Origin of the sequence: Fretibacterium fastidiosum (assembly GCF_000210715.1) — a bacterium.
GTDB classification, from domain to species: Bacteria; Synergistota; Synergistia; order Synergistales; family Aminobacteriaceae; genus Fretibacterium; species Fretibacterium fastidiosum.
Genome location: NC_021038.1, coordinates 71,173 through 82,483, shown reverse-complemented (window position 1 = coordinate 82,483; position 11,311 = coordinate 71,173). Strand labels below are relative to the sequence as shown.

Below are 11,311 nucleotides of genomic sequence, written 5' to 3'. Positions count from 1 at the left end.
CGCCGTACTTCGAGGGGGCGAAGCTCCTCGTGGCGGCGGACTGCACGGCCTACGCCTACGCCCGCTTCCATGAGGAGTTCATGCGCGGGCGCGTCACGATCGTCGGCTGCCCCAAGCTGGACAGCGTGGACTACAGCGAGAAGCTGACGGAGATCCTGAAGACAAACGACGTCCGGGACGTGGCCATCGTGCGCATGGAGGTCCCCTGCTGCGGGGGGCTGGAGCAGGCCGCGAAGACCGCGCTCATGAACTGCGGCAAGATGATCCCCTGGCGCGTCGTGACGATCTCCACCGAGGGGAACGTCTTGGACTGAGGGAACGGCAGGGACGGAACACTCCGCAGCGGTGAGCGCCGGCCGCGACACGCCAGACGTTTTCGATTCGGAGGCCTCCAGACCGGGGGCCTCCGCGCTTTTGAATGGCTCCAGGAGAAGGCAAGGAGTTACCGCCCTTCGGAACCTCGCAGGCGGGAGGCCCCGGCACGGCTCGACCACTCCGCCCGTCTCCTGGAGAGACGACCGCGGGATAGCCGGCGTGTCCGCCTTCTTGAGGAATTGACGTTATGGCCCTATAATGATGCGAATACCAAAAGCGCCCCCTCTGTCGGGAGCGCCGGTCCGCCGCATGGCCCCGCGAAGGGAGGGAGGCATTCTCAAAGGCAGAGCTTCCGGGCCTGCGCCCTTGTTCGTCGGCTTTCGTCATCCGGGGAGATCATCGCCCCGGCATTTCTTCAAGGAGGTGCTGTACGTGGACTATGGCTTTTTGTCGCTGGTCCCGCCGGTGCTCGCCATCGCGCTGGCGGTGCTCACGAAGAACATCATCGTGTCCCTTTTCGTCGCCGTGTTCGTCAGCTCTGTGATCCTGGCGGACTGGAACCCCTTTCTCGGACTCACCCGCATGATCCACGATTACATGTTCAACGCCGTCGCGGAGGACATCAACATGCAGGCGCTTTTCATGATGGTGGTGATCGGCGGATTCGTCGCGCTGCTGACAAAGTCCGGCGGCGCCAGTGCTTTCACCTCGGCGGTCACGCGGCGCATCGACACCCGGGCCAAGTGCGAGACCGGCATCTGGCTCGGTGGACTTGCCATCTGGTTTACCGACAACGGAAACTCCCTCATCGTGGGCCCCATCTTCGAGGCTCTGGCGGAGAAGCTGCGGGTGTCCAGGGAAAAGTTTTCCTACATTCTGGACTGCACCACCTCCCCCATCTGTGCCCTGATCCCCATCATCGGCTGGGGCGTCTACACCATGTCCCTGATCCAGCCGGAGCTGGATAAGGCCGGGATCACCGCCTCGACGGACTTCAGCGTGTTCATGGCCGCCATTCCCCTGAACTTCTACGCCGTCCTGACGCTCTTCATGGCCGGGCTGATGGCCGTCACGCAGTGGGACTACGGCCCCATGCTGAGGGCGCAGAACAGGGCGATGCAGTTGGGCGAGACCATTCGCGCCGGCGGTACGCCCATGCGGGCGGAGGCCCAGGCCGACGACCTGCCGTCAGGCGTGACCCCGAAGATATACACCATGGTGGTCCCCCTCGTCGTGCTCCTGACCGTCATGTTCTCGTACCTGACCTACAAAGGGCTCTGGCACACCAAGGTGGCTGGATCGGACATCCGCACGGGCGTCGCGGCAGGATTTATGGTCGGGACCATCGTTCTGATCGTCATCTGCGTCCTGGAGAAGATATTCAGCTTCGACCGGTGCCTCAGCATCATCAGCGGCGGCTGGGCCAACATGATGTTCATGTGCGTGGTGCTGGTCCTGTCCTGGTCCCTGTCCGGCGTCTCCACCGCGATGGGTACGGCGGGCTACCTGCTCCGCGTCACCGAGGGCTGGCTCAACCCGTCCATCCTGCCCCTTCTCCTCTTCCTCATCGGCGCCGTCATGTCCTTCGCCACCGGGACCTCCTGGGGCACCATGGCCGTCCTGTTTCCCATCGGGCTCCCCATGGCCATCAGCCTGAACGTGTCCCTCCCCCTGACGTCAGCAGCCATCATCAGCGGCGGGCTGTACGGCGACCATTGTTCGCCCATCTCCGACACCACCATCCTGGCGTCCATCGGCGCGGCGTCCGACCACATCGACCACTTTGAAACCCAGATGCCCTACGGAAGCACCTGCGCGGCGATCAGCAGCGTCCTGTTCCTCATCGCCGGATGGCTCCCCAGCGCGATCATGCTCGTCCTCGGCGCAGCAGCGCTGACCGCAACGGTCTACGCCCTGCACAAGGCGTCCGTCCGAAGACACGGCCAGGTCAGGGCACCCGGCGGAGAAGCGGAAGAAATCCTCTGAGGGGCGACGCAAGATGCCGAACATAGCGAAGACGATGATCGACCTCGACGCTCAGCTGGAGCACGGTCAGGAGATGGCCAACGTCAAGGCCATCCCCGGCGAACGGTGGTTCTCCCTGGAAACCCGCATCGAGGAGGACTTCAAGGAGTATTGGGGGGGCGATTGGGGCTGTTCCTCGGAGTACGCCAGGCTGAGGGCCGTCCTGCTCCACAGGCCAGGCAAGGAGGTCGAGGGCTTCGACCCCGGGGCGGTCCGCTTTCGAGAGGCGGTGGACCCCGAAAAATTCCGCAGCCAGCACGATGCCCTGGCGCAGTACTACAGGGACCATGGCGTCCAGGTGTTCTACACCCCCGGCGTCCGTGAGGACCGGCCCAACGCCGTGTTTTGCAGGGACAAGCTCTTCATGACGCCGGAGGGCGCCGTCATCTGCCGTCTGGGCATGGCTGAGCGACGCGGCGAGGAGCGCTACGTGGCGCAGGCCTGTGCCGACCTGGGCATCCCCATCGTCAAGACCATCGCCGGAGACGGGATCTTCGAGGGAGCCAACGCCATGTGGGTGGACCGCCGTTGCGTCATCCTCTCCCTGTCGGTGCGGGCCAACCGCAGCGGCTATGACCAGATGGCGTCGGAGCTGACCCGACAGGGAGTGACCGACGTCATCCCCATGCAGATACCATACGGGCACTGCCATATCGACGGTCTGCTGAACATCGCGAGTGAGGACACCGTACTGATCCACGCCATGCAGGTCCCTTACGAGGTGGTGGACCGCCTGAAGAAGAAGGGCTTCAAGGTCCTGGAGACGCCCTCCCTGACGGAGACGAAATATGGGTACGCCACGAACTTCGTAGCCATCGACAACGGTCACGTCGTCACCAGCAACCAGGCACCTCAGGCCGTGGAGCTTCTGGAGAGGAACGGAATCAAGGTCGATGTACTCGACCTTTCGGAGCTGAACAAGGGCCGGGGGAGCGTCCATTGCATGACGGCATTTCTCAAGAGGGACTGACGCCGGACAGCGCAGGCGATCTGAAATCGTGTGACAGTGATGAAGGAGGGCGCTCAATGGCTTTATGGGCTGGAAGGTTTGAGAAGGACATGGACCAACTCGTCAAGGAGTTCAACGCCTCCATCGGCTTCGACGTGAGGGCATACCGCGAGAACATCGAGGGGAGCATCGCTCACGTCGCCATGCTGGCGAAGCAGGGCATCGTGACGGAGGCCGAACGGGATGCGATCGTCGCCGGACTTGAGAGGATTCGGGAGGGGCTGGACGCCGGAACGATCCGTTTCACCGTGGAGGACGAGGACATCGCCATGGGCGTGGAGGCCCGCCTCATCAAGGACATAGGCGACGTTGGCAAGAAGCTTCACACCGCCAGGAGCCGGAACGACCAAAGCCTGCTGGACACGACGATGCTCCTGCGCCGGGAGATGCGCGAGATCGAGAGGGCGTTGGTGGACCTGATGAAGGTTATCCTGGACAGGGCGGAGGCGGGGACGGACGTCCTGATGCCGGGCTTCACCCACATGCAGCACGCCCAACCCATCACCGTCGGCTTCTGGTTCATGGCGTACTTTCAGATGTTTCGGCGGGATATGGACCGCCTTCAGGACTGCCGTGCGCGCACCGACTTCTGTCCCCTTGGAGCCTGTGCCCTTGCGGGAACCACCCTGCCCATCGACCGGCAGGCCACCGCAGAGGCCCTCGACTTCTCCGCACCCACGGAGAACGCCATGGACACGGTAAGCGACCGCGACTTCATGATCGAGTTCCTCAGCGCGGCCTCCATCTCCATGATGCATCTGTCGCGATGGGCCGAGGAATTCGTCTGGTACAACAGCACCGAGTTCTCCTACCTCGCCCTCGACGACAGCTTCTGCACGGGGAGCAGCATCATGCCGCAGAAGAAGAACCCGGACATCGCGGAGCTCCTTCGCGGAAAGGTCGGCCGGGTCTATGGCGACCTGATGGGGCTGCTCACCGTGCTCAAGGGGACTCCCCTCGCGTTCAACAAGGACTTTCAGGAGGACAAGGAGAAGGTCTACGACGCCATCGACACGTGGAAGGCGAGCCTCCGTATCTTTGAGAAGATGATCGAGGCCGCTTCGTTCCGGTCGGACGCACTGAACGCGCAGCTGGAGAAGGGATTTCTCAATGCCACGGATGCGGCGGAGCACCTGGTCGTAAAGGGCATCCCCTTCCGCGAGGCGCACGAGATCGTAGGGCACATGGTGAGGGCCTGCGAGAAAAAACGCTGCCGCCTCGAGGACCTCACTGACACGGACCTGGCCCTCATCGACCCCCGCCTGTCCAGGTCCACGGTGGGCGACATCGGCATCAGGGCCTGTGTGAACGCCAGGAGGTCCTACGGAGGCACGGCTCCCGCGGAGGTGCGGCGGCAGGTTGAGGCCGGCAGAGAGTGGCTTGCGAGGGCGAGGGGGGATTGAAGCCGCCGCGTCGCTCCTCCGCCTCAAAAAGCTGCGTCCGTTTCTGCCTTTCCCGCCGGGATTCGTGTTAAACTGATGGTTCATAAACTCTCCTGCATCGACAGGTGAAATTCACGGGCATGGAAAGGATGGAACATCATGAGCGATGGGCACAACGAGAGGGAGAACTGGGGGAGCCGGATCGGCTTCATCCTGGCGGCGTCGGGGTCGGCGATCGGCCTGGGAAACATCTGGCGCTTCCCCTACATGGTGGGGATGAACGGCGGGGCGGCGTTTCTGGTCGTCTACCTGCTGCTGGTGGCCACCATCGGGGCGACGGTCATGCTGGGCGAGTTTGCGCTGGGACGGCGTATGCGCAAGGCGCCGGTCCCGGCCTTCTGGCAGGCGTCGGGGACCCACACCTGGACCCTCGTGGGCTGGATGGGAACGATAGGGGGGAGCTTCATCATCCTCTCCTACTACGCGGTCATCGGGGGCTGGACGCTGAAGTACATCGTGGCAAGCCTTCAGGACCTGATGCCGCAGGCCGTGGAGGGCCAGTCCCGCGACGTCTTCAACCACTTCGTCGGCAGCCCCACGGAGGTGATCGCCTACTTCCTGGCCTTCATGGCCATGACGGTGGGCATCGTGCTGGGGGGCATCGGCAAGGGCATCGAGCGCGCCTGCAAGGTGATGATGCCGCTGCTCTTCCTCATCATGCTCGTGCTCATCGCGCGGGCCGTCACCCTGCCGGGGGCCCTGCAGGGCCTCGACTTCTACCTGCGGCCCGACTTCAGCAAGCTGACCTGGCCGGCCCTGCTGGACGCCCTGAGCCAGGGCTTCTTCTCCCTCTCCCTGGGGATGGGCATTATGGTCACCTACGCCAGCTACATCAGGGACGAGGAGCACCTGCCCTCCAGCGTCGCCTACGTGGTCTTCTACGACTCGCTGGCGGCCTTCCTGGCGGGGCTCGTCATCTTCCCTGCGGTGTTCTCCATGGGGCTCGAACCCACCCAGGGCGTGGGGCTGACGTTCATCGTCCTGCCGGGGGTCTTCGCCAGGATGCCCCACGGCGAAATCTTTTCCGCCCTGTTCTTCGTCCTACTCTTCTTCGCGGCCATCACCTCCTCCATGTCGCTCTTCGAGGTGACCGTGGCCCACGGCATGGACGACCTGAAGTGGTCCCGCAGAAAGTCCTCCCTCGTCATGGGGGTCATCATCACGCTGCTGGGCCTGCCCTCGGCCGCGTCCCTGAGCGGCTCCCCCAAGCTCTGGGGTATGGACTTCCTGAGCGCCATGGACTTCCTGTCCAACCACATCATACTGCCGCTCTGCGCCATCCTGACCTGCATCTTCGTCGGCTGGCGGTTCCTCGACAGGGCGGAGGACGAGATATCAAACCACGGGACCTATCGCTTCAAATTGCTGAGAGCCTGGGCCTGGATCATCCGCATCGTGGCGCCCGTCGCCATCGGCATCGTGTTCTACAAGGGGCTCTTTTAGGCGACGACGGGGGCTTGCCGTTTTCAAGAGCGCAAAAAAGGGGGCTTCGGCCCCCTTTCGTCGTCCCGCAAACCGGCGCCAAAAGCTCAGTACGCCAGCTTGTAGATTTCGAGGACGTCCTCCTCGCTCAGGCACTTCAGCTTGCCGAAGCTGCCGTGGGACGAGGCGTTCTCCGCCAGGCGGCGGACGTCCTCCTCCTGGACGTTCAGCTCGCGCAGCGTCGTCGGCGCGCCGATGGAGCCGAAGAAGTCCTCCAGCGACTCGATGCCCTCAAGCGCCTTGTCCTCGTCCGTCCCGTCGTAGATGTCAAAGACGTTCTCCGCCAGCCGGGCGAAGGGCACGGGGTATTCCTCGTGCAGGTAGCGCGCCCAGGCGGGCATCATGACCGAGAGCGACGCGCCGTGGGGCACGTCGAACAGCAGGCTGAGAGCATGTCCCAGCTTGTGGGAGGCAAAGTCCCCGCGGCCGTTCCGCCCGCAGGACAAAAAGCCGCTGTGGGCGATGGAAGCCGCCCAGGCGTACTCCGCCCGCGCGTCGTAGTCCTTCGGGTTCTCGATCAGGTCCGGAATCAGGCGCATCATGCTGCGCAGGAGGGCATACCCCTGCTCGTCCATCAGCTCCGCCCCCTCGTCGCCGTCCAGCACGCGCTCCAGCACGTGGGCCATGATGTCCACGCCGCCGTTGACCGTCTGCCGCTCCGGGAGCGTGAACTGCAGCGTCGGGTCGATGACGGACACCTTCGGAAAGAGCAACGGGCTCGATATAGAGGTCTTGAACTCGCTCTCCGGGTTTGACACCACAGCGATGTCGTTCACCTCGCTCGAGGTGGCCGACGCCGTCAGGACGCCGAAGATCGGCAGGGCCTTCTGCACCTCAGCCTTCTTTTCAAAGAAGTCCCACACGTCGCCGTCGTAGCACGCTCCCGCGGCTACGGCCTTCGCCGAGTCGAAGACGCTGCCGCCGCCGATGGGGACGATGGCGTCAACCGGCACGGCCTTGATCCGCGCTATCGCCTCGCGCACCTTGTCCACCCGCGGGTTCGGCAGGACGCCCCCCACCTCCGGAAACTCGATGCCGGCCCGCGTCAGCGCCTCCGTCACCTGCGCGTAGGCCCCATTCTTAAAGATCGCCCCGCCGCCGTAGAGCAGGAGCACGCTCCTGGCGCGGATCGCGGAGAGCTGCTCCGCCAGCTTGGGGATCGTCCCCTCGCCAAAGAAGACGATCGTCGGATTCCACCACGTAAAGTTATGCAATTCAAGCGCCTCCATTCACAGAAAAATTCATGAAAAACAGAGCATTATCAATCGGCGGGATCTCACGGCCCCTTCAGGCGCCTCCCCCCGCCCGCCTCAGTCTGGCGAGGCGCAGGCGCCTGGCCTCACACCGCAGGAGGCCCAGCCTGCGGCACTGACCCCAGAGGAGCAGGATGGACAGCGCGCCGCCCCCCGCGTCCAAAGCGGGGAAGGCGCCCCAGACGCCGATGGCACCCCAGATGCGGGGCATGATGAGGAGCGCCGGGATGAGGAAGACGAACTGGCGGCAGAGGGAGAGGAAGAGAGAGAGTCCGGACAGACCGATCCCCTGAAAGAAACTGTTCGTGACCATGGCCACGCCGGTGAAGATGACGCCCGCATAGGCGACGCGCCCTCCCACGACGGCGATGGTCAGGAGCTCGGGGTCGGTGGAGAACAGGCGCATCATGTCCCACAGGAAGAAGTGCACCACGACGACGCTGCCCATGAAGTACCCCGTGCCGAGGATGAGGGCCAGCTTCAGCGCCTCCAGAACGCGCAGGGGACGCCGCGCGCCCCAGTTGAAGCCGAAGATGGCCTGCACCCCGTCGCATATCCCCACGACGGGAAGGAAGAGCAGGGAGTCCCAGCCCATGAAGGCCCCCAGGGCGGAGACGGCGAGGGGGCCGCTGTACTTCGCCAGGGACTGGTTGAACAACACGTAAAACAAGGAAAACGAAACCTCCGTCAAGGCGGAGGGGAAGCCCAGGGCCGTGAGGCGGCCGAGGAGCCTCGGCTGCAGGCGGCAGTGCTGCAAGCGAAGGCGCAGGTGCCCCAACCGGCGCCAGTAGAAGGAGGCGACCCACAGCAGGCTGGCCAGCTGCGCCAACGCCGTGCCCCACGCTGCCCCCGCGACGCCCCACTTCAGGCCCCAGACGAACAGCGCGTCCAGAACGATGTTCGCGACGGCACCCAACACCTGCGTGGCCATGGCAAAGTTGGGGCGTCCCTCCGCACGGATGGCGAAGTTCATGACGAAGGAGAGCATCCCAAAGGGCGCGCCCAGCAGGATGACGCGCAGGTACTCCCGCGACGGACCAAGGAGCTCCTCGTTCGCGCCGCTCAGTCGCAGCAGCGGGTCCATCCAGATGAAGGCGACGACGCTCACCAGGACGCTGACCAGCGCAGCTGCGGCGAGGGCGCTGCCCAGCACGGCCTCGGCCAGGTCGTCGTTCTTCTCCCCCAGCGCCCCCGATATCATGGGGACGGCCCCGATCCCAAAGAGCAGCGAGAGCGAGAGGAGCAGGAGCATGAAGGGGAAGCAGACGCTGATGGCGGCCAGTCCCATCGTCCCGACGAGGCGGCCGACGAACATGCGGTCCACGATATTGTACAGTGCGTTCGCAAGCATCCCCGCGATGGATGGCAGCGTGAAGCTGAAGATCAGTTTCAGCATGGGCTCACGGCCCATGCGCTGCGGCTGAAGCATAGATATCCCCCCCGTGTCAATGAATTTGCCTCAAAACGTTTCCAGGGCCTATCATAGCACAGCCGGACCTGTATTATAATGATTATAATGTCCTGGGAGAAGCGACGACAGATTGAAGGAACGATGGAGGCACGATGATGAACATGCTGAGCAGGATCAAGGACCTGGCGAGGGAATATGAGCGCGACGCCGTAGCCCTGCGGCGACACTTCCACGCGCATCCGGAGCTCTCCTGGCAGGAGGCTCGGACGACGGACCGCATCGCGGAGGAGCTGGGGAAACTGGGCATTCCGGTCCTCCATCGCGGCTACGGCGGGACGTCGAGCGGCCTGATCGCCGACATCGAGGGCGCCCGTCCCGGCAGGCGCGTGGCCCTGCGCTCGGACATCGACGCTCTGCCCATCCACGAGGAAAACGACGTCGAGTACCGATCCCAAAACGACGGCGTCATGCACGCCTGCGGACACGACGGGCACATGGCGGGGCTGCTCACCGCGGCGCGCATCCTGACGCAGATTCGGGACGAGCTGCCCGGCACGGTGCGCCTGCTGTTTCAGCCCGCCGAGGAGGATGGCCCCCGCGGTGGAGCCAGGGTCATGATCCAGGAGGGGGCGCTTCAGGGTGTGGACGGCATCTTCGGCCTCCACCTCTTCAGCCTCTACCCCACTGGCAAGGTGCTCTATCGGTCCGGCCCCTGCATGGCCTCGGCCGACGGCTGGGACCTGGTCGTCACGGGCAAGGGGGGACACGGCGCCGCCCCGGAGAAGGCCGTGGACCCCGTCGTCGCCGCCTGCACGCTGGGCTGCGCCCTGCAGACCATCGTCTCCCGCGAGGTCGCGCCCACGGACACGGCCGTCATCAGCATCACCAGCGTGGAGAGCTCCACCAAAACCCGCAACATCATCCCTGAGAGCGTCACCCTGATGGGAGCGACCCGCGCCCTGAGCCCGGAGATGCAGGACAGGGTCGAGGCCGCCATGCGCCGCATCGCGGAGGGCGTCGCCCTGACGACGCGCTGCAGGATCGACCTGAACTACATGCGCTTCTACCCCGCGGTCATCAACGACCCGAAGCTGACCCAAATCCTGAAGGAGACGGCGGAGGCGATGTTCGGCGCCGACGCGGAGGAGGCGCCCGTGAACATGGGCTCCGAGGACTTCAGCTTCTACGGCCGTGCCGTGCCGGCGACCTTCGCTCAACTGGGCGTCGGCGACCCCGCCCAGCCGGGCACCCGCTGCCCCCATCACTCGCCGACCTTCAACCTGGACGAGGCGCAGCTCAAGCGCGCGGCCGCCCTCCACGCCGGCTTCGCCTGGAGCTTCCTGAACGGGGATTAAGCCGGCGTGAACATCGCGGCCTTCGACCTCGAGACGAACGGCTACCCGGGGACCTCCGTGCTCTCCGCCTCGTCCATCGTGTTCGACGAGACGGGGTGCCTCCTTGCCTTCTTCAACCGCTTCTACCTTCCTACCGAACCCTTCAACCGCTGGCTCGTCCGCGTCCACGGCCTGACGCCCGAAAGGCTCCTGGCCCTGCGCGCCCGCCGCCCCGGGGGTTCGCCCTACTTCGTCGAGGACTGGCCCGACCTGATGGCGTTCTGGGACCATTGGAACGTCGAGGGGCTCGTCATCCACAACGCGCGCTTCGACATGGCCTTCCTTCCGGAGGCGGCTCAACTCCTCCTCCCGTGCTGGTGCTCCATGCGGGGCCTGACGGAGTTCTGTGCCCTGCCGGGGCGGAACCGCTTCAAGCCACCACGGCTCAGTGAGGCCGTGGACGCGGTGTGCTGCGGTCCCCGCGCGCTGTCCGTCACGGAGGACATTCAGCGCGCGGAGGAGGCCGTCGGGGACGCCGCGGCACACGTTTCCCTGTCGGACTGCTTCCAACTCTACCGCGCCGCTGCGCGCGTCGCGGCGAACCGACCGGATTGGATGGACTTCAGGACGATCTCGCTGCCCTTCCGCACGCCGAAAGGACGACCCCACCCCCCGTCCGCCTCCCCGCGCGAGGACGGCTTCACGATGGGGCTTCTGGACCTCGAGCGGCGCCTGCTCTCGCTTGGCGCGACCGGGCAGGGACTGGTCGACGGTTGACCTGCCCTCTCACGGGCTGTGCGCCCCGCAGGGAGGGCGACGTCCTGTAGGTTCTTGTGGGACGACAAGCACCTCCGAACAACCGTTCGGGAAGCCGTGTGATACCAATTTGCGTCTAAAGGGAAAGAAAGGCCCCCCTGTAAGGGGGGCTGCCCCGAAGTGGGGGACTGACGCCCGTGAGCGTCAGCGAACGGCTGCCGGAAGGCTCCCCGAAGGGGAGGGGTGTTTTTCATAAGACGCGCCTGTCTGACATTCCCCATCAA

General features: G+C 64.9%; 9 protein-coding genes. 7 read left to right on the top strand and 2 right to left on the bottom strand.

The window, feature by feature from the left end; translation table 11 throughout:
• From SY1_RS00385 to SY1_RS00365, 5 genes are all read left to right on the top strand, one after another.
• A partial coding sequence (locus SY1_RS00385) for an iron-sulfur cluster-binding oxidoreductase (protein ID WP_208872467.1) occupies positions 1-314 on the top strand: 314 nt, incomplete at its 5' end.
• A 433-nt stretch (positions 315-747) separates the two neighbouring features.
• Positions 748-2,301, top strand: a complete 1,554-nt coding sequence (locus SY1_RS00380; protein WP_208872466.1) for a Na+/H+ antiporter NhaC family protein — start codon at positions 748-750, stop codon at positions 2,299-2,301.
• Between the two features lie 13 nt (positions 2,302-2,314).
• Complete coding sequence (locus SY1_RS00375; RefSeq protein WP_015555805.1) at positions 2,315-3,310, top strand: dimethylarginine dimethylaminohydrolase family protein; 996 nt, start codon at positions 2,315-2,317, stop codon at positions 3,308-3,310.
• Positions 3,311-3,366: 56 nt separating this feature from the next.
• The gene (gene argH / locus SY1_RS00370) at positions 3,367-4,752 is read left to right on the top strand and encodes an argininosuccinate lyase (protein WP_015555804.1); all 1,386 of its coding nucleotides are present in this window, start codon (positions 3,367-3,369) and stop codon (positions 4,750-4,752) included.
• Between the two features lie 138 nt (positions 4,753-4,890).
• Entirely contained in the window at positions 4,891-6,234 is a 1,344-nt protein-coding gene (locus tag SY1_RS00365; protein ID WP_015555803.1) for a sodium-dependent transporter, read from the top strand.
• A gap of 86 nt (positions 6,235-6,320) precedes the next feature.
• Here the strand turns inward: SY1_RS00365 and SY1_RS00360 are convergent, their stop codons facing one another.
• Positions 6,321-7,487 (bottom strand): iron-containing alcohol dehydrogenase, encoded by a 1,167-nt coding sequence (locus tag SY1_RS00360; protein ID WP_208872465.1) that lies wholly within the window; start codon positions 7,485-7,487, stop codon positions 6,321-6,323.
• A 73-nt stretch (positions 7,488-7,560) separates the two neighbouring features.
• On the bottom strand, positions 7,561-8,955 hold the full coding sequence (locus SY1_RS00355; RefSeq protein ID WP_015555802.1) for an MATE family efflux transporter: 1,395 nt from the start codon (positions 8,953-8,955) through the stop codon (positions 7,561-7,563).
• A 137-nt stretch (positions 8,956-9,092) separates the two neighbouring features.
• Between SY1_RS00355 and SY1_RS00350 the strand changes: the two genes are divergently transcribed.
• Entirely contained in the window at positions 9,093-10,292 is a 1,200-nt protein-coding gene (locus SY1_RS00350) for a M20 metallopeptidase family protein (RefSeq protein ID WP_243440534.1), read from the top strand.
• A 6-nt stretch (positions 10,293-10,298) separates the two neighbouring features.
• Positions 10,299-11,048: a 3'-5' exonuclease gene (locus tag SY1_RS00345; RefSeq protein WP_208872464.1), complete on the top strand. Its 750-nt coding sequence runs from the start codon at positions 10,299-10,301 to the stop codon at positions 11,046-11,048.
• The last annotated feature ends 263 nt before the right edge of the window (positions 11,049-11,311 follow it).

Bases quoted from the DNA above. Each gene is read 5' to 3' on its own strand.
- SY1_RS00375 (WP_015555805.1), top strand. From the start codon at position 2,315: ATGCCGAACATAGCGAAGACGATGATCGACCTCGACGCTCAGCTGGAG.
- argH (WP_015555804.1), top strand. From the start codon at position 3,367: ATGGCTTTATGGGCTGGAAGGTTTGAGAAGGACATGGACCAACTCGTC.
- SY1_RS00365 (WP_015555803.1), top strand. From the start codon at position 4,891: ATGAGCGATGGGCACAACGAGAGGGAGAACTGGGGGAGCCGGATCGGC.
- SY1_RS00355 (WP_015555802.1), bottom strand. From the start codon at position 8,955: ATGCTTCAGCCGCAGCGCATGGGCCGTGAGCCCATGCTGAAACTGATC.
- SY1_RS00350 (WP_243440534.1), top strand. From the start codon at position 9,093: ATGAACATGCTGAGCAGGATCAAGGACCTGGCGAGGGAATATGAGCGC.